Consider the following 20,183-nt stretch of genomic DNA (forward strand, 5'->3'; position numbering starts at 1 on the left):
CTCGCTTCTCAATGAAATTAGGTCACGCCGCCGGAGGGGTGAAGGGCGGCACCGAACGAGGCTGGCGATCCTCACCGATCGCCACGAAGGTGAAGGTCGCCTGCGTCACGCGATAGGACCGGTCGTCATGACGCGTCCGCCGCCAGGCTTCGACGGCGATATGCATCGACGTGCGGCCGACCGATTTCAGCGTTGCGAACACCGACACCTCGTCACCCACGACGACGGGACGCAGGAAGGTCATGCCCTCGACCGCGATGGTCACGGCCCGGCCCTTGCTGTGGCGCGCCGCGACCGAACCGGCCGCCGAATCCATCAGGCTCATCAGCCAGCCGCCGAAAATATCGCCATAGGGATTGGTATCGGCCGGCATGGCGATCACGCGAACCGCCGGGCTTTCCTGCGGTGGCAGCTCGTCGACCTTGCTGGACATCAGGCCAGCATGCCGATCGGATTTTCGACCAGCTCCTTGAAGACCTGCATGAGGCGGGCGCCGTCCGCCCCGTCGATGGCGCGATGGTCGAAGCTGCCGGTCGCCGACATGACGGTCGCGATCTGGAGCGAGTCGTCGATGACGAAGGGCCGCTTCTCGCCCGCGCCGATCGCCATGATCATGGCCTGCGGCGGGTTGATGACGGCTTCGAACTGCTTGATGCCGAACATGCCCATGTTGGAGAGCGAGGCGGTGCCGCCCTGATATTCCTCGGGCTTGAGCTTGCCGTCCTTGGCGCGGGCGGCAAGGTCCTTCATCACGGTCGAGATCGCGGCGACGCCCTTGCTGTCGGCTTCGGTGACGATCGGGGTGATCAGGCCGCCGGGGATGGATACCGCCACCGAGATGTCGGCGCGCTGGAATTTCAGCATCTGGTCACCGGCAAACTGCACGTTGCACTCGGGCACCTGGATCAGCGCGACGCCCAGCGCCTTGACCAGCAGGTCGTTGACCGACAGCTTGACACCCCGGGAGGCCAGCCCCGCGTTCAATTCGCCCCGCAGTTTCAGCAGCTTGTCGAGCTGCACATCCACGGTCAGGTAGATATGCGGCACCTGCTGCTTGGATTCGGTCAGGCGACGGGCAATGGTCTTGCGCATGCCACTAAGCTTGATGACCTCGTGCGGAATGCCGAAATCCTGCGCGGCGGCGGGCGCAGCCACGGGCGCGGCGGCCGGAGCCGAAGCGGCGGGAGCCGAAGCGGCCGAAACCGGTGCAGCAGCCGGGGCAGCCGCCCGGGCCGCGGGTACGGCACCCTCCAGGTCAGCCTTGACCACGCGGCCATTGGGGCCGGTCCCTGATATGGTCGCCAGATCGATGCCCTTCGCCTCGGCAAGACGGCGCGCAAGCGGACTGGCCTTCACCCGGCCATCGGACGCCGCCTTCGCTGGCACGGAGTCGGCTTTCGGCGCGACGGTGGCGGAGACAGGTGCGGCAGAAGCAGGCGCGGCTTGCGCCTTGGCAGGAACCGCATCGGCCTTGGGTGCTGGGGAAGCGCTGCCGGCGGCCGCTGCCGACACGTCCTCACCTTCTTCAGCGATGATGGCGATAATGGTGCCCACCTTCACCCCCTCGGACCCTTCGGCGACCAGAATCTTGGCGACGACACCTTCATCGACGGCCTCGAATTCCATCGTCGCCTTGTCGGTCTCGATCTCGGCCAGCAGATCGCCGGACGAAACCGTGTCGCCCTCCTTGACCAGCCATTTCGCCAGCGTCCCCTCCTCCATGGTCGGGGACAGCGCAGGCATCTGGATCGTCTTGCTCATGAACTGGGGGCCTCTCATCTTTATCGCGTGTGGGGCAATGACAGCCGTTTCGGCGCTTTAGCCGGGGCGGTCAAGGCCATGCCTTGCGCAAAGCCCGATATTGGGCCACATTTCACCAGACTGGTTCGCGTGTAACCATATAGGTTCAACAAACCAGACTTAACGCTCCGGTAAAGGGGCTTCGAACTGCGGAAACGGGCAAGCCATGCGGACATATCTGGTTGTCGTAGACGAATCGGCCGAGGCGGAAACGGCACTCCGTTTCGCCGCCCGCCGCGCCGCCAAGACGGCTGGCGCGGTTCGTATCCTCGCCCTCATCCCCCCTGCCGAGTTCGTCCAGTGGGGCGGGGTCCAGGCGACCATGGAGGATGAAGCCCTGCAACGCGCCGAAGCACTGGTCACCAGTGCAGCCGGTACGCTGACCGACGAATCCGGCATCCGCCCGAGCATCACCGTGCGCCAGGGCGATCCGGTGACGGTCGTGCGCCATACGCTGGAGGAAATGGACGACGTCGCCGCCCTGGTATTGGGTGCCGCCGCCAGCGGCCATCCCGGCGTCCTCGTCTCGCACTTCGCGGGCGCCGATGCGGGCAAGCTGCCCTGCCCGATCATGATCATCCCCGGCGGCCTGGATGCCGAAGCCATCGATCGGCTGAGTTGACGCCCCATGCGAACCTGAAACGCCCTACCGCCGGTGTTTTCCCCGCTTCGCCCCGATATGGCGGATATTGGCCGGTCGCCCCCGCTTGATCCCCGGCCGCGCCCGGTCCTTCCTGAAACTCGGCCGTTGCGGCAACGCATCGGGCAATTCGAACCGCAAGGCCCCGTTGATCGGGTCCGCCTCAACCAACCGCAACTGCAACCGCTGCCCGACCGTATAGCGGTCCCCGCTCTCCACGCCCTCCAGCGCGCGCCCGGCCTCGTCATAGAAGAAGCGCTCGTCGCCCAGCGTCGACACCGGCACCAGCCCGTCGCCGCCCAGCCCCTCGACCGTCGCAAAGAAACCGAAACTCTGCACCCCGGTGATCCGCGCCTCGACCAGATCGCCGACATGCGCCGCCAGGAAAGCCGCGACATAGCGGTCGATCGTCTCGCGCTCCGCCTCCATCGCCCGCCGCTCATGCTGGCTGATCATCTCGCCGACGCGGCCCATATTCTCCATATCCTCGCCGGAGAGCGAAGTCCGGTCGGGGATGGTGCCGCCCTTGGGCGCGGGCAGTTCCAGCCCATAGGCGCCCACCAGCGACCGATGCACCAACAGGTCCGAATAACGCCGGATCGGTGAGGTAAAATGGGCGTAGGAGCCAAGCGCCAGCCCGAAATGCCCCATATTCTGCGGCGTATAATAGGCCTGGGTCTGGCTGCGCAATATCTGCTCCATGATCTGCGGCTTTTCCTCCGCCTCCCCGACGCGTTCGATCAGGCGGTTGAAGGTGGAAGGCTTCACCACCTGTCCCAGCGCGAATTCGATGTCGAACGTCGCCAGATAATCCTTCAGCGCCACCAGCTTGTCCCGGCTCGGTGGCTCATGGACGCGGTACATGACCGGCGCCTTCTTCTGTTCCAGCGCCTTGGCCGCCGCGACATTGGCGGCGATCATATAATCCTCGATCAGCATATGCGCGTCGAGCCGCTCGCGCACGGCGACGCTGACGATCTTGCCAAATTCGTCCAGCACCACCCGCCGTTCGGGCAGGTCCAGCGCCAGCGGCTCCCGCTTGTCCCGCGCCTTGCGCAGCAGCACCCAGCAGCCCCAGAGCGGCTTCAGCGCATCCTCCAGCAGAGGTTCCTCGCGCGTGCCGTCGATCGCCGCCTGCGCATCCTCATAGGCCAGCACCGCCGCCACCCGGATCACCGCGCGGGAGAAACGCCAGCTCTTCACCTTGCCCGCAGCGTCGAGGACGAGGTGGCAGGCCATCGCCGCCCGGTCCTCCCCCGCCCGCAGCGAACACATGTCGGAGGAAAGCTGATGCGGCAGCATCGGCACGACCAGATCGGGGAAATAGACGCTGTTCCCGCGCTTCCTCGCCTCCCGGTCCAGCGCGCTGCCCGGCCGGACATAATAGCTGACGTCGGCGATCGCGACGATCGCCTTGTAGCCGCCCGCATTGGCCGGATCGTCATCCGGCGCCGCCCAGACCGCATCGTCATGGTCCCGCGCATCGACCGGATCGATGGCGACGATGGGCAAATGCCGCAGATCCTCCCGCTTCTCCTCATGCAGGGCGATACCGGACGCCGACACGGCCTCTTCCTCCACCCGCTCGGAAAAGACATGGGGGATGCCATGTTTGTGAATGGCGATCAGGCTGAAACTGCGCGGCGCGAAGGGATCGCCCAATATGTCGGTGACCCGCGCCGTGATCCGCGGCGGCCGCCCCACAGGTTCCGCCAGCACCAGATCACCCTTTTTCGCCGTCCCCGCGTCCGAAATCGGCGTATCCCGGCGAATCCGCTTGTCGACCGGCCGCAACCACAGCTTGCCGCCCTCGCCCTCCTCCACCACGCCCAGCAATTCCTCGCTGGCCTTGGCGAGCTTCTTCATCGGATGCGCGACCCAGCCGCGCCCGGCCTCCTCGGTTCGCGCCAATATGCGGTCCCCGATGGTCAGGGCGCCGCGCTTGCCCCGCTCGACGACCCGCAACCGGGGCGCGGGCTGTCCCTCTGCCTCCCACCGCTCGGGCGTCGCGATCAATGTGGTGTCGTCGACATCGACGATCCGCAGCACCGTGACCTTGGGCACGCCACCCATCTTGTGAAAGGCGCGCGCCGGGCCGATGTCGATCAGCCCTTCATCCGCCATGTCCTTGAGCAGCGCCTTGAGCGCGATCTTCTCCGCGCCTTTCAGGCCGAAGGCTTTCGCGATTTCCCGCTTGCCCGCGGGCTGGTCGGAAGAGGCAATGAAATCCATGACCTGCTCGCGCGTCGGAAAACCGGCGGGCCGCACCTTGGTTCGGGAAGATGCGGATTTCTTCTGTTTTTCGGTCGATGCCATGGACCAGCTATAGGGAGACCCGCCGGACCGCGCCAGTGCCTGCGGAATGTTCGGGCGGTGGATTTGGGTGGAAAAGAGATGGTCCGCTGTTGAGCGAGGCATGGTGGTAAGCTGACGCAATTCGCTGTAGGCCCGGACCTATGACGAAGCCATGGATTATCGCGCTTTGGGTTTTTACACTCGCATTGGCAGGTTGGTTGCTGTTTGATGGCCAACGCCTTGCAGCAGCGGGAGTAATGGGCACAGCGTTATTCTGGGAAGCGATCCACCGCGTATTCGGCAGCAAGGACACCGAATAAACGCCCTCAGGGGCGTTCAGGGTGGGTTCGAGACGGTCGGGTTTCGGAGCAGGCGCACCGAAAAGCGGTCATGCTGTAATTTAGCTAGATCGGGGTCGAGCGGTTTTCGTCGTTCGAGGCGCTACCGTCTGTGCGCCACTCGATCATTGTGGCACCAATAGATCGAAGCCAGGCGTCAACGAGCCATGCGAGGCCAACCAACGCATTCTTCGACTTGAGGGTTGCGATCATAGCCCGTTCCCTTTGAGCGTATTCAAATCTGACCGAATGAAATTGGCGCCCATACCAAGACAATCGAACAGTTTTGCGGCCTAAGAAGGCGGGCAGAACAATGTTTCCTTCTTCCCTCAGATGGCGGCGGAACGGCTCCGCAATCGTAGCGGCTACGGTTGTTTCGACAAGGGAGGCTGGTGGAATGAATGTAACGCGATCCCGTTTCAGGGGTACGGCTTCGGCTGCTCTCAGATCATCAGCATATCCCGACATCCCTGCTTTACCCAACCTCTTGAGGATCAGTTCATCTGTCCCGGAGTATCGGATGCAACCCACTTCACTAGACCACATAGCACGCACCATTTTATCAATCTCGGCGGCATTCGCGGGCTGGCGCTTCACGGTACAATATTGTTCTCCCGTCTCGAAGAGTTCGGGTGCGATCGACTCTGGAACGCCGCACAGCAGGCAGCAATCCGGTTCGACGTAAAACGATTTTCCTGCACTGCCAGGTATCATTGAGCACCGCGTTTCAGTATCCATGACGAGACGATAACGGCGATTGCAAACGGCAGCTATCGGGAATGCTGGAAGCTCGCCAGTTTGGCCGTCATTGGTCGCTGGCTGACCGGCAGCTCTTACCGATGCATACCTGTCATTGCCTACGCGAAAGGCTCTGGCTCATCAGCATGCTTAGTATACCGCTGCTGGCGATTACAAAGCATATGCTGACGAAGAGCAACTGGGTGGCTGGCCTCATGCCAAACGCGTCGTCCGCTCCGCTCTGAATGTCAAAATAGTATCCGGTTGCAACGGCAAGCGCAGGCGTCAGCGAGCAGATTGCCCAAAACAGCATCCGCTGCCTCCAAGCCAGTCGAAATATAATAATGGCCCATATGGCAAACAGGATCATACCGACGCCCATTGCGCGAGCATATCAGGGAAACAGTGGGTCGAGAATATCCGCTTTCGCGCAGGGGCAGGCCGACGTTGAGCGGCGAAAAATGGTCGTTAGCTGCGCGTCTCAATAACATGCAGAGTAAAATCCTCGCCTGATATTTCTCGGCGGCATGTCCATGTCCGTTCGGCACCTGATACGGGTTCAGGCCGCATTCGCATGAGGTTGCCGAACGCCGGTTTGAGGTTAGGAAAGGCCTCCGCAATCGGCGTGAGCAGAAACCCCGAATAATTGCTATGCTTATGCTGGGACACTTTGGTCGTGCCTATGTATGACATGACATAGGTGTAGAGGGGCACTGCGTTATCCTTTCGAGCCGCACCTTATCCCTATAATCTGCCCTATGAATGGCTGCAATTGGGGGCGGCGAAGCTGATCCCCAGCGGCAAGAAATGGTCGAAACCCGTCGACCGATCAGGCCAACTTCCGCGCCCGGTCCCGCCAGGCCTCGGCCAGCACGGACATCCCGGCCAGCGCGCGCACCGCATCCGGCTCGCCCTTGTGCCCGCCCCCGATCAGCAACCGGAACACCCGCGCGATCGGCCACTCCGGCAAGGGCCGCTCCAACAGGTCCATCCGCATCCCGGCCTCCGCCTCACCCTCGCGGACCACGCGAACATAAATGCCGCACCGCGCCGTCTTCACGATCGTCGCCATGACATCCCGCCCGCCGAAGCGATGGTCGAGCTTCCAGCAGGGCTGCCGCCCATGGCTCACCTCGACCACCGCGCTGCCCAGGGAGAAGCGATCGCCCAGGCAAATCTCCTCCTCGGTCATTCCGCGTGATGCGATATTCTCGCCAAAGGCCCCCGGCGCATCGAGCAGCGGATGCCCCGGTTTCCGCTCGCGCCACCAGGCATAATGATCCTGCGGATAGAGATGGATGGCTTTGTCCCAGCCGCCATGGTGCAGGCTGTCCGCCACCGCATCGCCCGCAAGGCCGAGCCAGCCGATCCGCACCGGCCCTTCGACCGGTTTCTTGGCGATGGCGCTATAGTCCCCATCGCGAAAGGGGACGGGCGTGCCGGTCAGCAAGGCATCGACGGTCATGGATATCATGGTCATGACCTCCCTTGCCACGAAGGCGGGCCATTGACCAAGTCCAGTGGAATGAAAGCGGCTTCAGGCCGGGGACAATTCGGACTCCAGCTTCAGCACCTCGCTGCCGCTGTCGGTCGTCACCAGATAGGCCGGATTGCGGCTGGACCCGTTGCGACGGATCAGCGCACCCTCAATGGTCCGTTCGACATGCCGGTCGAACCGTTCCGCGACCCTTCCGCGGCCGACGCCCTGCCCCCAATTCCATTTGACCCTCGCTCCTTTGCGAAAGCTTTCGGTCATCAAGCATTCTCTCCTGTAGGGAACAACCGCACCGGCCGGCCATCATTGCTGCCGATACGCAAAAATCCCGAATAGCTTCGCGGTTCCCTTGGGTTTTGCGATTGTCTGCGTTAAGGGCGGCGGATGGATGTTAAGGGCCTTCGCGTCGCGCTCTTCAGCGGCAATTACAATTATGTCCGCGATGGCGCGAACCAAGCGCTCAATCGCTTCGTCGGCTATCTGCTGCGGCAGGGTGCGGCCGTACGCATCTATTCCGCCACCACCGACACCCCGGCGTTCGAACCGACCGGCGATCTTGTCAGCGCGCCTTCGATTTCCGTCCCTGGCCGCCGCGAATACAGGATTCCCTACCGTATGTCGGGCGCCGTGCGCCGCGACCTCGCTGCGTTTCGCCCCAATCTGGTCCATGTTTCCAGCCCCGATCCGCTTGGCCATCGCGCCGTTGCCTGGGCACGCAAACACGGCCTTCCCGCCGTCGCATCGGTCCATACGCGCTTCGAAACCTATCCGCGCTATTACGGCCTCGCCTTTCTGGAGCCGGCGATCGAATCGCTGCTCCGCCGCTTCTACCGCCGCTGCGACGCCATCGTCGCACCGTCCGATTCGATGGCGCAACTGCTGCGGGAACAGCGGATGAGCTATGATGTCGGCATCTGGACCCGCGGCATAGACCGGGACATCTTCAATCCAGGCCGCCGCGACACGAACTGGCGCCAGTCGCTCGGCATAGCGGATGACGAACCGGTGATCGGCTTCATCGGCCGGCTGGTGATGGAAAAGGGCCTCGACGTCTTTTCCGACACGATCGACCATCTGACCGCGAAGAATGTACGCCACAAGGTGTTGATCGTCGGCGAAGGCCCCGCGCGGGAATGGTTCGAGAACCGCCTGCCGAACGCCGTCTTCACCGGTTTCCAGAAAGGCCCCGATCTCGGCCGCGCGGTCGCCAGCATGGATATGCTGTTCAACCCCAGCGTCACCGAAACCTTCGGCAATGTGACGCTGGAGGCCATGGCCTGCGGCCTCCCCACCGTCGCCGCCCGCGCCACCGGCAGCGAAAGCCTGGTCTCCGAAGGCGTCACCGGCCGCCTTATCCGCCCCGGCGCGATCACCGCCTTCGCCGACGCACTGACCGCCTATTGCACCAACCCGGCCGCCCGCGCCGCCGCCGGGGCAGCAGCCATGGCGGAGGCGGATCATTATGGCTGGGATCAGGTGAACCAGGCACTGGTCGACACCTATGTGCGCGTGATCCGCCAGCGCGAACATGGCGCGATCGTGCGCTCGAGTCCTGTTCCCTGAAAGCAAATCCAACCCTATATCGCGGGTGATGGCTGACCTTTTCGCTCCCGACGACCTGCCTGCATCCACCCCGGCCGATGCCCCGCTCGCGGACAAGCTGCGCCCGCACGCGCTGGCCGACGTCGTCGGGCAGGATCATCTGACCGGTCCCGAAGGCGCGATCGGCCGCATGGTCGCGGCAGGACGCCTTTCCTCGATCATCCTCTGGGGCCCGCCGGGCACGGGCAAGACCACCATTGCCCGCCTGCTCGCGGATGCCGTGGGCATGCGCTTCGAGCCGATCTCCGCCGTCTTCTCCGGCGTCGCGGACCTCAAGAAGGTCTTCGCCACTGCCAGGGAACATGCCCGGCGTGGCGAGAAGACCCTGCTCTTCGTGGATGAAATCCACCGCTTCAACCGCGCCCAGCAGGACAGTTTCCTGCCTTTCGTAGAGGACGGTACCGTCACCCTGGTCGGCGCGACCACGGAGAATCCCAGTTTCGAACTCAATGCCGCGCTTCTTTCCCGCGCGCAGGTGCTGATCCTGCGCCGGTTGGATGCGAGCGCCCTCGAACAATTGCTCGACCGCGCCGAAGCCCTGACCGGCCGCCCCCTGCCACTCGACCCGGCCGCCCGCGAAGCCCTGCTCGCCAGCGCGGACGGCGACGGCCGCTTCCTGCTCAACCAGGTCGAAACCCTCTATTCCATCGACATTCCCGAACCGCTCGATCCGGCGGGCCTTTCCGCCCTGCTGCACCGCCGCGTCGCGGTGTACGACAAGGATCGGGAGGGCCATTACAACCTCATCTCCGCGCTTCACAAAAGCCTGCGCGGCTCGGATCCTCAGGCGGCACTCTATTATCTCGCCCGCATGCTGACGGCGGGCGAGGAGCCGCTTTACGTCCTGCGCCGCCTTGTCCGCTTCGCCGTGGAGGATATCGGCCTCGCCGACCCGCAAGCCGTCGTCCAATGCCTCGCCGCCAAGGATACATATGAATTTCTCGGCTCTCCCGAAGGCGAACTCGCCATCGTCCAGGCCTGCCTCTACTGCGCCACCGCGCCCAAATCCAACGCCGCCTACAGCGCCATGAAGTCCGCCTGGAAATCCGCCCGCGAGACGGGCTCGCTGATGCCGCCGCAGAATATCCTGAACGCTCCGACCAAGCTCATGAAGACGATCGGCTATGGCAAAGGCTATCAGTACGACCATGACGCTGCCGAAGGCTTTTCCGGCGACGATTACTGGCCGCAGGAGATGCAACCCCAGACCTTCTATTCTCCCACCGAACGCGGTTTCGAAGCGCGCATCGCCGAACGTCTGGCCTATTGGGACCGCCTGAGAGCCGAACGCAGCGGGAAATGACGCCGCGCTTCACCCGCTACGCCGTCATCGATTGGTCCGGCGCCAAGGGTTCGCGCCACAAGGGCATAGCCGTCGCCCTTTGCGAAGCCGGAGACGCAGTTCCCACGCTCCAGCAACCGAAGGGCGGCGGCTTCTGGTCGCGCCGCGCCGTCGCGGACTGGCTGATCCGGACCGCGCGCGAAGCGCACACCCTCTTCGGCTTCGATTTCAGCTTTGCCCCGCCCTATATCGCACGGCAGAGCTACCTTCCCGGCGACGAAGTGCCGACCGCCGGCCCCGCCTTCTGGGCCTATGTCGACAGCGTCTGCCAGGATGAGGATCTGGGCGCCGCCAGCCTGCTGGAACATACCCATCGCCGTCATTTCTATTTCGGCAAGGCGGACGGCATCAAGGCCGACTATATGCACAACCGCGCCTGCGAAGGCCATTACAATGCGCAGGGCGGCGGCAAACCCTCCACCGTCTATGACGCGATCGGCGCGGCGCAGGTCGCCAAGGCGAGTTTCGCGGGAATGCGCCTGCTCCATCATGTCCACACCCATGTCCCGGTCTGGCCCTTCGACCCGCCGCCCAAAACCGGCTCGCTGGTCGTCGAAATCTACACCAGCATAGCCGCCCGCGCCGCCGGCCGGCCCAAGGGCAAGGCGAAGATGCGCGACCTCGCGGCGCTGAACGACGCCCTGATCGCGGTCGAATCACAACCGCATGTCGGCCTGCCGCCGGACGATCACGGCGCGGACGCGATCCTCACCGCCGCCTGGCTCCGCCGCGCCGCGCCGCGCCCCAGCCTGTGGAACCCCGCGCCCCTCGATGAAAAAATCGCGGCAACAGAGGGCTGGACGTTCGGCATCATCTGATAGTAAGGCGCTCCCCACCAGAATGATGGGCCGGATTAGCACAGCGGTAGTGCAGCGGTTTTGTAAACCGAAGGTCGGGGGTTCGATCCCCTCATCCGGCACCATGCGTTTCCCATATTTGCAGCAGGGTGATCTTCCCCTAAAGTCACAGCATGGCACTTCAACGCCTGAAAAGCTGGGCGCGGGAACTGAAGGTCGACATCATCGCGCTGTGGATCGCCGCCCGCGCCAGCCGCACGCCCCTGACCGCCAAACTCGTCGCCGCCGGCGTCGCGGGCTATGCGCTCAGCCCGGTCGACCTTATCCCGGACTTTGTCCCGATCCTGGGCTATCTGGACGACCTGATCGTCCTTCCCCTGGGCATCATGCTGGCGATCCACCTCATCCCGCCCGCGTTGATGGCCGATTTCCGCACGCAAGCGCAGGACATGACGGACCGGCCGAAAAGCCGGATCGCCATGACGCTGATCGTCCTGCTGTGGCTGGGCCTGACGCTTCTGGTCGGCCTTTGGGCACTGCGCCGCTTCGCCTGACGCCCCAACGCAAAATGGGGGCCGGCATTTCTGCCGGTCCCCACTTCCGTCGTGTCTCTCGATCCGCTTCTCTTTCAAGATGCGATCATCGGACTCGGCGCGCGATAGGTCCGCCTCAAAGGCTTTGCTATCGTGTCGGCTCCGTTTGCCCGGCCGGTCGGCCGTTCTCCCGCAGCCTGTCCTCTCTATTCGATACCCGACGTTCACTTTCGCGCGTGCACGGCATCGTCTATTGAGAACCATCGGATTTCCGCATTTTCCTTCCGGTCCATGCTTCTTTCCCGACGCTCGAAAAGTTCTTCAAGTCACTGATTTCTCACTGACTTTGGCATCCAGATTTCTCTGTCTCCCGTCCTTTCCGATAAGAGAATGCTCTCACCAAAAGCGAGTCGCTCAAAGCGGAATCTTGCCCTCCTAAGACGGCCTCCCCCTAAAGCTGTGGATAAATGTGGATAATTTTTCCATGAGGTTCAGTCGGCCGGCGACCACCCCTCCGGCGCCAGCGTAAAACCCGAAAATTCAAAGCCGGGGACCACGGTGCAACTTACGAGGGTCCAGCCTCCCATGGGGCGCGCCGCTTGCCAATGATGTGCCGGGACCAGCCCCTGGGGCCGCTGCCCGGCGATCACATCACCGCCCAGCAGCCACTCCCGCACCGGACCGCCCTCTTCGGCGACGGAAAGGATCAGCGGCGCACCGGCGTGCCAGAACCAATGCTCGTCGGCGTCGACCCGATGCCAATGCGACTGCTGGTGCGCTTCCAGCAGGAAATAGATCGCCGTTCCGGATGCGCGCGTGCCCGGCCCGGCGTCCGCCCGCCAGGTCTCCCGATACCATCCCCCTTCCGGATGGGGTGACAGGTCGAGAGACCGGATCAACGCCCTTGCCGCCGCTTCATCCTGTCCGATCATCGCTTCACCTCAAATTTTATCTATTCAAAAACAATAGGATGTGTCGTTGTCACAGGTTCATGCAACCTCGATCAATATGGGCGAGTTGAACGACCAAAGCACGTCTTTTGGAGGAGATAAAATGCGCAAGACCCTTATGGCCCTGGCCGCCGTTTCCCTGGCCATCCCCGTTTCGATGGCTGTTCCCACGGACGGCGCGAATGCCCGCCGCCATTATGAATATCGCGAATGGCGCGGTCGCGACGGCCGCACCTATTGCCGCAAGTCCGACGGAACCACCGGCCTGATCGTCGGCGGCGTCGGCGGCGCCCTGGTGGGCCGCGCCATCGATACGCGTGGCGATCGCGCCACCGGCACGATCCTGGGCGCCGCGGGCGGCGCGCTGCTCGGCAAGGAAATCGACAGCAAGCGTCGCTGCCGCTAACACAAGAAATGAAAAAAGGGCGGCTTCCCGGTCGGGAGCCGCCCTTTTTTAACTGAAGCTTCCGAAAAGCTTATTCGGCGGAGGTTGCCGCGCCGCGGGCATCCTCGACCTTGAAGGTCACGGCCTGGCCACCCGAAACGCCCGAAACGCGGCCGTTCTTGACGGACAGGTTGAAGGCGACGGCGTCGGGGTAACGACGGCCGGAAATCACCTTGCCGGTCTTGGTGTCCTTGACGTCATACACATAGGTATAGCCTTCGTGCGTGAACTTCTGCTTGGCAGCCTCTTCGGCATGGGCCGGAGCGGTCGCGGCACCAGCGGCCAACAGGGCGGACAGGACAAACTTGGACAGCATTCGCATGGGTCAACTCCTTGTGAATGCCGATCAAACACCTCTGGAATATTCTTTTCTGTTGGGACCGATTTATGGTGCACTGCGGCAAAACGACAATCGCAAACAAAGGCGAAACGATTGCATTTCCCGCAACCGCCTTCTCAAGCCTTTGATAAAGATATGATATGTTTGAATTCCGCTTCCGTCAGCGGGGACACGGACAGGCGCGATTGGCGGATCATCACCATCTCGGCCAGCGCCGGATCGGCCTTCATCGTCTTCAATGTCACCGGCTTTTCGAACTTTTCCTTCGGCCCCACATGGACGGCGATCCACTTGCCCGTCTCGTCGGTGCTGTCGGGGGCCGCTTCCTCGACGATCTGCATGATGCCGACGGCCTCGACCCCGATGTTGCTGTGATAGAAGATCGACAGGTCGCCTTTCTTCATCGCCTTCATATTGTTCTGGGCGGCATGGTTGCGCACCCCATCCCATTCCGCCTTCCCCTTTTCGACCAGATCGTCATAGGAGAAGACATCGGGTTCGGATTTCATCAGCCAGTAGTTCATGGCTTCTCCTTGCATCAGCCGTCGAGGACGATCAAGGATGGGAGCATGTCCGCGTGACGCCCCGATGGCGTACCGGGCCGATCCTGTTGATCTTGGAGAATGAAGTGTCGCAATCGGTGCTCGACCAGGTGCCCGTCCTGTCCCTGGGCCATATGACGAAGGCCGATTTTTCCGCCGCCTTCGGTGGTTCCTTCCAGCGTTTCGGTTTCGCCATGGTGAAGGATCATGGCATGGACCAGGCGCTGATCGACAAGGGCTGGGCGCTCGCCCGCCAATTCTTCGCCCTGCCAGATCAGGCGAAGCGCCGCTACGACGCCAAATATAATGGCGGCCAGCGCGGCTATACCGCTTTCGGCGTGGAGATCGCCAAGGGCGCGAGCGAGAACGATCTCAAGGAATTCTGGCATGTCGGGCGCGACCTGCCCGAGGGCGACCCGCTCCGCGAGTCCATGCCCCCCAATATATGGCCGGACGAACTGCCCGAATTTCGCGAGACCTTCGGACGCCTCTATGCGGAGTTCGACCGCGTCGGCGCCGAACTGCTCTCCGCCATCGCGCTCTATCTCGGCCTTCCGGAACGCTGGTTCGACAAGCCGATCGAGAACGGCAATTCGATCCTGCGCCTGCTCCATTACCCGCCGGTCTCCGCGGAAGCCCCCGGCATCCGCGCGGGCGCCCATGAGGACATCAACCTCATCACCCTGCTGCTGGGTGCGGAGGAAGGCGGGCTGGAGCTCAAGGACCGCAACGGCAACTGGCTGCCGGTCGTGCCGCCGCCGGGCGCGCTGGCCATCAATGTGGGCGACATGCTCCAGCGGCTGACCAACCATCATCTGCCCTCGACCAGCCACCGCGTCGTCAATCCACCGCCGGAACGGCGCGGCTATTCACGCTATTCCATGCCCTTCTTCCTGCACCTGCGTCCGGATTTCCTGATCGATGCCCTGTCCCAATGCGTGGACGCGGAGCATCCCAGGCGCGAGGCTCCTATCACCGCGCACGACTATCTGACGGAACGGCTGCGGGAAATCGGGCTGATCAAGGGGTAGGCTCACCGTGCTCCTGCGCAGGCAGGAGCCCAGTTCAAACGGCGGGACTGGGCTCCTGCCTGCGCAGGAGCACGAAGCGCTTCGATCGAAACGAAGCGCACCCGGAGATCAGGAACCTACCTCCGTCCCCGCCCCATGGTGATCCCGATCTCCTCGCCCTTTTCACTCAGGGCGAGTTTCACGATCTTCACCTCGACATGGCTGACCTTGTCGTCCTGGAGGAAGATCGTCTCGATGATATGGTCGGCCACCGCCTCGATCAGCGTGAAATGCTGCCCTTCGGGCAGCGCCGTGGTCGCCGCATGCTTCAGGTCCATATAGTTTTTGGACCGCGACAGCGGCGTATCGGGCTCATAATGATCCGCGATCTTCAGCTTCGCACGGATCGAGATGCGCAGCGGCTGCGGCAGGTGCGTCTCCTCCGAATAGATGCCGGTCAGGACATCGACATCCAGATGATTGACCTCCAACGTCAGAAAATCGTCAAATCCGCTGTTCATAGCTCGCCACATTCGGCCCTTGTCGTTGCGGCCATGGTCTGCCGCGGATGGGTCCAGTTTAGACTTTTATTTTGCGAGCCACGCGCTAAAGCCCGCCGCTCTCGGCGCGTCCATGCGCCATTGAGGACGGATCGGCAAGACGTGTCTGTGATAGTGCCCCTCAACATCATGTCGCAGGACGCCGTCGAGCGGTTGCTCGACGCGGCCTTCGGCCCCGACCGGCACGGCCGCACAGCCTATCTGATTCGCGATCATATGCCCTGGCTTCCCGAACTGTCCTTCGGGATCGAGGATGAGAAGGGCAGGCTCATCGGCTCGCTGCAAAGCTGGCCTGTCGCCCTCACCCATGAAGACGGCAGCCAGACGCCCCTCATCATGGTCGGTCCCGTGGCCGTCGATCCGACTGTGCAGGGCACCGGTCATGGCCGCGCGATGATGGACGCCGTCGTCACCGCCGCCCGCGCGCAGAAAAGCGACCCGCTGATGATGATCGGCGATCCCGAATATTATGGCCGCTTCTGGGGCTTTTCGGCGGAAGGCACCGCCGGCTGGAACTGTCCCGGCCCGTTCGAGCCGCGCCGCCTGCTCGCCCTTTCGGTCGACGGCCGCCCGATCGGCGGCCTGGGCATGCTCGGCCCCCGCATCAGCATCCGGGCCTGAAATTTCCCTTTTGCCTTCGCGCCCGAGCGATCCTATCTCGACCTCATGCCGATGGAGCCGCCCCCCGATCTCGCCAGCCTGTCCCTGACCGACATCGCCCGCCTGTTGGCGGAAAAGCGCCTGCCTCCGGTCGAAAATTGGAACCCCGCCCATTGCGGCGACAGCGACATGCGCATCGCCCGCGACGGCACCTGGTTCCATCAGGGCTCCCCCATCGGCCGCGAAGCCATGGTCCGCCTCTTCTCGACCATCCTGCGCCGCGAATCCGACGGCAGCTACGTCCTCGTCACCCCGGTCGAGAAACTCTCGATCGAGGTGGAGGACGCCCCGTTCGTCGCGGTCGAACTCAAGACCGAAGGAGAGGGCCGAACACGCAGCCTGGCCTTCCGCCTCAACACCGGCGATCTGGTCGCCGCCGGCCCCGACAACGCCCTCATCCTGCGGGAAACACCCGACGGACCGCATCCCTATCTCCACGTCCGCGCCGGGCTTGACGCGCTCATCGCCCGCAGCGTCTATTATGAACTCATGAACCTCGCGCTGGACGAAAGCGCCGATCCCATCGGCCTCTGGAGCAACGGCGCCTTCTTCGCGCTGGACGGATCGGCATGACCCTGGCGGATCGTCTGCGGATTGCCTTGAAGGAAGGGCATGAGCGCGAAGTCGGCCTGCTGCCGTCCGACACCCGTGATCCGCGCATAGAAGGCGAACTCATCCTGGCTCCGGCCGCCGTGCTGGTCGCCATCACCGACCGCACCGAACCCGGCCTCATCCTCACCCAGCGCTCGGCCAGATTGCGCAAGCATGCAGGCCAGGTCGCCTTCCCCGGCGGCCGTGTCGACGACAATGATCCCGATGAAATCGCCGGCGCCCTGCGGGAGGCGCAGGAGGAGATCGGCCTCATTCCTCATATGGTCGACATCATCGGCACATCGGACCGCTATCATACCTTTACCGGCTTCGACATCATCCCCGTGCTCGGCGTGATCCCGCCCGACCTCCCGCTCCATCCGCAGGAGGCGGAGGTTGCCGAACTGTTCGAACTGCCCCTCGCCTTCGCTCTCGACCCCCTCAACAGAATAAAGAAATCATTGGAATTTGAAGGATCTGAAAGGCATTATTACGAAATCATGTGGGAAGGACGCCGCATCTGGGGGATTACTGCCGCCATCCTCGCCAATCTGTCGCGCAGGCTCGGCCATGACCAGCTTGCTACCTGACGCCGACTGGCGCCACCGACCCGGCCTCGACGCCCTGCTCGCGGCACTTGGCGCGGCCGAGGGCCATGCCCGCTTCGTCGGCGGCGCCGTACGCGACGGCCTGCTGGGCCTGCCGGTCAGCGATCTCGACATCGCCACCGACCTGACGCCCCAGTCCGTCATCGACCGCCTCAAGACCGCGGGGATCAAGGCGGTCCCCACCGGCATCGACCATGGCACCATCACCGCCGTCATCCATGGCTGGCCGGTCGAGATCACGACGCTGCGCCGCGACGTCAGCACCGACGGCCGCCGGGCGACCATCGCCTATACCGGCGACTGGCGGGAGGACGCCGCCCGGCGCGATTTCACCATCAACGCCCTGTACGCCCACCCTGTCACTCACGAAATCACGGATTTCTTCGACGGCGTGGCCGACCTCCAGGCCCATCGCGTTCGCTTCATCGGCGACCCCCGCGCCCGCATCGCGGAGGATCATCTGCGCATATTGCGCTATTTCCGCTTCCTCGCCCGCTTCGGCGATGAGCAACCCGACGACGAAGCCTATGCCGCCTGCCGCACCGCCGCCAAAAGCCTGATGGCACTGTCGCGCGAGAGGATCGCCGACGAGCTGCTCAAATTGCTGGCCGTCGCGGCCCCGCTGGCCTCGCTCCAGCTCATGGTCGACGGCGGGATATTATTGCCGGTCATGCCGGAGGTCGACCAGAACAGTCTCGACCAGCTTTCGACCCTGATCGTCCGCGAAACCGCATCGGCCACAGCGCCTTCAGCCCTGCGCCGCCTGGCCGCGTTGCTGCCGCGCGACCCGCGCATCGCCGATCAGGTCGGCGCCCGGCTCAAACTGTCCAACAAGGCCCGCAAACGCCTGACAACCGCGCTGGAAGCTCCGGCCTCAGGCATCCCGCCCCGCGCCCTTGCCTTCACCATCGGCATGGAGGGGGCCATCGATCGCATTCTGCTCGATCCCGCCGCGCCGCTCGACGGCTTGGCCATGCTGGAGAACTGGACCCCGCCCCGCCTGCCGCTCGGCGGTGGCGTGCTCATCGCGCGCGGCCTTCAGCCCGGCCCCGATGTGGCAAAGGCGTTGGCGGAGGTTCAGGCCGTATGGGTGGCGGAGGGTTTTCCCGACGACATCCGCCTCGCCGAAATCGCGGATCAGACCGTCTCGAAATTCCAGCGCGCACGCCAATAGTCGAAGGCGTCCGCCTCCGCCATCGGCCGCGCGAAATAATAGCCCTGCCCCTGCCAGCAGCCCAGATTCTGGAGCGCATGGGCCAGTTGCTGCGTCTCGATCCCCTCGGCCGTGACATGCAGGCCCAGCGATTCGGCCAGCGACAGGATGGTCCGGACCATGATCTCCTTGTCGCGATCCTCCAGCATCGAACTGACGAAACTGCGGTCGATCTTCAATATGTCGATCGGCAGGCTGTGCAGGCTGGCCAGGTTGGAATAGCCGGTGCCGAAATCGTCCATGGCGATCGGCATGTGCAGGTCCTTGAGGGCGAAGAGCAGCTTCTTCGCCTTCTCCGGATCGGCGACGATCGCGCTTTCCGTCAGTTCGGCGGTCAGCCGATTGCCCGAAATCCCCGAATAACGCAGCGCTTCCTCGAACATGGAGGCCACATCATCCCGCGCCATCTGGATGGGCGACAGGTTCACATTGACGCCTACCGGCAGAGGCTGTCCGAATTTCGCGTCCCAACGGCTAAGCGCCTGTGCCGCCTCATAGGCTGCCCAACGCCCCAGCGGGGTGATCAGGCCGCTTTCTTCGGCCACCGCGATGAATTCGGTGGGCGACACATCGCCCAGTTCATCGTCATTCCAGCGCGCCAACGCCTCGAAGCCGGTGATCTCGCCGGTCTGCAAATGAATGAGCGGCTGGAACGCAAGCGTCAGCCCCCCCTGCGCCAGCGCATCGCGCAAACGGCTTTCCACGGAAAAACGCCGTTGCGCCTCCTTCAGCACACCGTTGCGATAGATTTCCACCTTGCCGCTGCGCTTGGCGATCTTGACCGCTGCCTGCGCCTTGCGAACCACATCGTCCGGGTCCTCCGACAGGCTGAGCGACAGCGCGCAGCCAATCGCGCAATCGACCCGAATCTGCAGATCGCTCAGCCGAATCGGATAGCTGAGCGAATCGCGAATACGCTGAACGATGTGAAGAGCATCCGACAAGCCATTGTTCAAACGAGCAAAAACCGCAAAATCATTACCGCCGATGCGTGCCAGCACATCTCCCTGGCGCAGGCTGGACTTCAGCCGCTTGGCGACCGTGATCAGCAATTCGTCGCCCGCCATCGGCCCCAGCGATTCATTGACCCGGCTGAACCGGCTGAGATCGATGGCGATGATGCCGAACTGGGCATTGTCGGGCCAGGGTGTGTTCCTCAGCCGGTCGTCGATCTCCTCACCGAAACCCGTACGATTGGGCAGGGCGGTCAGACCATCGGACAGCAATTCCCGACGCAGATTCTTCTCGATCGCGCGGTCGCTGGTCCGGTCGAGCGCCGTGAACAGAAACAGATTCGGCCGCCCTTCCAATTCGGGCAGCCGTCCCAGCGTGCAATGGAAATATTCCGGCCCCAGAACGCCGTCGCGCCGCAATTCGAAACTCTCCGAATCACGCGCCGACTGGACATATTGCACGATGCGGTTCCGCCATTCGGCGGCATGGGCCGGCTTCACAGCCTCATCCATCGTCGGATCGAAATATCTGCGAAAAGATGAATTGATAGCAACGATGGATAAAATATTGTTTTCGAACGAAAATGTCGCAGATGGATGAGGCAGGGCGGCCAGCCACTCGCTCATCGTCACCGGGTGCACGGGATGCGCGTCATCGACCCCGGGCAGGAGCTCGACTTTCGGCATATCATCGGGCCGATCACGCATCGACGTGGATTCCATGGGACCCG

At 63.4% G+C, this 20,183-nt stretch carries 22 protein-coding genes and 1 tRNA gene; 12 read left to right on the forward strand and 11 right to left on the reverse strand.

From position 1 onward, the window contains the following. Positions 1-22: 22 nt before the first annotated feature. Positions 23-433: an acyl-CoA thioesterase gene (locus CAF53_RS00685; protein WP_046763062.1), complete on the reverse strand. Its 411-nt coding sequence runs from the start codon at positions 431-433 to the stop codon at positions 23-25. After that, positions 433-1,761 carry a pyruvate dehydrogenase complex dihydrolipoamide acetyltransferase gene (locus CAF53_RS00690; protein WP_100236982.1) on the reverse strand — a complete coding sequence of 443 codons (1,329 nt, stop codon included), beginning with the start codon at positions 1,759-1,761 and terminating at the stop codon, positions 433-435. Before CAF53_RS00690 ends, CAF53_RS00685 begins: the two co-directional genes overlap by 1 nt. Positions 1,762-1,966: 205 nt before the next feature. Here CAF53_RS00690 and CAF53_RS00695 point away from each other — a divergent pair, with 205 nt between their 5' ends. Then, complete coding sequence (locus CAF53_RS00695) at positions 1,967-2,422, forward strand: universal stress protein (protein ID WP_046763064.1); 456 nt, start codon at positions 1,967-1,969, stop codon at positions 2,420-2,422. Positions 2,423-2,446: 24 nt separating this feature from the next. Here CAF53_RS00695 and rnr read toward each other — a convergent pair whose 3' ends face one another. The 4 genes from rnr to CAF53_RS00715 form a co-directional block, all read right to left on the reverse strand. Next, the gene (gene rnr, locus CAF53_RS00700; protein WP_100236983.1) at positions 2,447-4,756 is read right to left on the reverse strand and encodes a ribonuclease R; all 2,310 of its coding nucleotides are present in this window, start codon (positions 4,754-4,756) and stop codon (positions 2,447-2,449) included. Between the two features lie 383 nt (positions 4,757-5,139). Next, positions 5,140-5,811: a ferredoxin gene (locus CAF53_RS26935; RefSeq protein WP_197707321.1), complete on the reverse strand. Its 672-nt coding sequence runs from the start codon at positions 5,809-5,811 to the stop codon at positions 5,140-5,142. Between the two features lie 829 nt (positions 5,812-6,640). Then, entirely contained in the window at positions 6,641-7,291 is a 651-nt protein-coding gene (locus CAF53_RS00710; protein WP_100236985.1) for an MOSC domain-containing protein, read from the reverse strand. 57 nt (positions 7,292-7,348) lie between these two features. Then, positions 7,349-7,567: a DUF2945 domain-containing protein gene (locus CAF53_RS00715; RefSeq protein WP_100236986.1), complete on the reverse strand. Its 219-nt coding sequence runs from the start codon at positions 7,565-7,567 to the stop codon at positions 7,349-7,351. 123 nt (positions 7,568-7,690) lie between these two features. Between CAF53_RS00715 and CAF53_RS00720 the strand changes: the two genes are divergently transcribed. The 5 genes from CAF53_RS00720 (at position 7,691) to CAF53_RS00740 (ending at position 11,601) form a co-directional block, all read left to right on the forward strand. Further along, complete coding sequence (locus CAF53_RS00720) at positions 7,691-8,869, forward strand: glycosyltransferase family 1 protein (protein WP_100236987.1); 1,179 nt, start codon at positions 7,691-7,693, stop codon at positions 8,867-8,869. 28 nt (positions 8,870-8,897) lie between these two features. Continuing rightward, the gene (locus CAF53_RS00725; RefSeq protein ID WP_046763070.1) at positions 8,898-10,211 is read left to right on the forward strand and encodes a replication-associated recombination protein A; all 1,314 of its coding nucleotides are present in this window, start codon (positions 8,898-8,900) and stop codon (positions 10,209-10,211) included. Continuing rightward, entirely contained in the window at positions 10,208-11,068 is an 861-nt protein-coding gene (locus CAF53_RS00730; protein WP_100236988.1) for a hypothetical protein, read from the forward strand. The genes CAF53_RS00725 and CAF53_RS00730 overlap by 4 nt, the downstream gene beginning before the upstream one ends. A 29-nt stretch (positions 11,069-11,097) precedes the next feature. Continuing rightward, positions 11,098-11,172, forward strand: a tRNA-Thr gene (locus CAF53_RS00735). A 48-nt stretch (positions 11,173-11,220) separates the two neighbouring features. After that, positions 11,221-11,601 carry a YkvA family protein gene (locus CAF53_RS00740; RefSeq protein ID WP_046763072.1) on the forward strand — a complete coding sequence of 127 codons (381 nt, stop codon included), beginning with the start codon at positions 11,221-11,223 and terminating at the stop codon, positions 11,599-11,601. Between the two features lie 470 nt (positions 11,602-12,071). Here CAF53_RS00740 and CAF53_RS00745 read toward each other — a convergent pair whose 3' ends face one another. Next, positions 12,072-12,512: a cupin domain-containing protein gene (locus CAF53_RS00745; RefSeq protein ID WP_100236989.1), complete on the reverse strand. Its 441-nt coding sequence runs from the start codon at positions 12,510-12,512 to the stop codon at positions 12,072-12,074. 121 nt (positions 12,513-12,633) lie between these two features. Between CAF53_RS00745 and CAF53_RS00750 the strand changes: the two genes are divergently transcribed. Further along, positions 12,634-12,936: a glycine zipper 2TM domain-containing protein gene (locus CAF53_RS00750; protein ID WP_046763074.1), complete on the forward strand. Its 303-nt coding sequence runs from the start codon at positions 12,634-12,636 to the stop codon at positions 12,934-12,936. A gap of 70 nt (positions 12,937-13,006) precedes the next feature. Here CAF53_RS00750 and CAF53_RS00755 read toward each other — a convergent pair whose 3' ends face one another. Both CAF53_RS00755 and CAF53_RS00760 read right to left on the reverse strand, forming a co-directional pair. Further along, positions 13,007-13,297 (reverse strand): hypothetical protein, encoded by a 291-nt coding sequence (locus CAF53_RS00755; RefSeq protein WP_232307485.1) that lies wholly within the window; start codon positions 13,295-13,297, stop codon positions 13,007-13,009. 134 nt (positions 13,298-13,431) lie between these two features. Then, on the reverse strand, positions 13,432-13,839 hold the full coding sequence (locus tag CAF53_RS00760) for an EVE domain-containing protein (RefSeq protein WP_046763076.1): 408 nt from the start codon (positions 13,837-13,839) through the stop codon (positions 13,432-13,434). 104 nt (positions 13,840-13,943) lie between these two features. On the opposite strand from CAF53_RS00760, the gene CAF53_RS00765 reads away from it, so the two are divergent. Next, complete coding sequence (locus CAF53_RS00765; RefSeq protein ID WP_100238637.1) at positions 13,944-14,888, forward strand: 2-oxoglutarate and iron-dependent oxygenase domain-containing protein; 945 nt, start codon at positions 13,944-13,946, stop codon at positions 14,886-14,888. Between the two features lie 116 nt (positions 14,889-15,004). Here the strand turns inward: CAF53_RS00765 and CAF53_RS00770 are convergent, their stop codons facing one another. Then, positions 15,005-15,388, reverse strand: coding sequence for a dihydroneopterin aldolase (locus tag CAF53_RS00770; RefSeq protein WP_100236990.1), 384 nt, complete (start codon positions 15,386-15,388; stop codon positions 15,005-15,007). A gap of 141 nt (positions 15,389-15,529) precedes the next feature. On the opposite strand from CAF53_RS00770, the gene CAF53_RS00775 reads away from it, so the two are divergent. Genes CAF53_RS00775 through CAF53_RS00790 form a run of 4 tightly spaced genes read left to right on the forward strand, consistent with a single transcriptional unit; the run spans position 15,530 to position 18,460 of the window. Beyond that, on the forward strand, positions 15,530-16,048 hold the full coding sequence (locus CAF53_RS00775) for an N-acetyltransferase (RefSeq protein ID WP_100236991.1): 519 nt from the start codon (positions 15,530-15,532) through the stop codon (positions 16,046-16,048). Between the two features lie 45 nt (positions 16,049-16,093). After that, the gene (locus tag CAF53_RS00780) at positions 16,094-16,660 is read left to right on the forward strand and encodes a DUF1285 domain-containing protein (RefSeq protein ID WP_046763079.1); all 567 of its coding nucleotides are present in this window, start codon (positions 16,094-16,096) and stop codon (positions 16,658-16,660) included. Then, entirely contained in the window at positions 16,657-17,268 is a 612-nt protein-coding gene (locus CAF53_RS00785; protein WP_046763080.1) for a CoA pyrophosphatase, read from the forward strand. The genes CAF53_RS00780 and CAF53_RS00785 overlap by 4 nt, the downstream gene beginning before the upstream one ends. Then, entirely contained in the window at positions 17,249-18,460 is a 1,212-nt protein-coding gene (locus CAF53_RS00790) for a CCA tRNA nucleotidyltransferase (RefSeq protein ID WP_100236992.1), read from the forward strand. Before CAF53_RS00785 ends, CAF53_RS00790 begins: the two co-directional genes overlap by 20 nt. Here the strand turns inward: CAF53_RS00790 and CAF53_RS00795 are convergent. After that, positions 18,424-20,175 (reverse strand): bifunctional diguanylate cyclase/phosphodiesterase, encoded by a 1,752-nt coding sequence (locus CAF53_RS00795; protein WP_100236993.1) that lies wholly within the window; start codon positions 20,173-20,175, stop codon positions 18,424-18,426. The two genes, CAF53_RS00790 and CAF53_RS00795, sit on opposite strands and share 37 nt — an antisense overlap. Positions 20,176-20,183: the final 8 nt, after the last annotated feature.

The organism is Sphingobium sp. LB126, assembly GCF_002795205.1.
Classification (GTDB): Bacteria; Pseudomonadota; Alphaproteobacteria; order Sphingomonadales; family Sphingomonadaceae; genus Sphingobium; species Sphingobium chungbukense.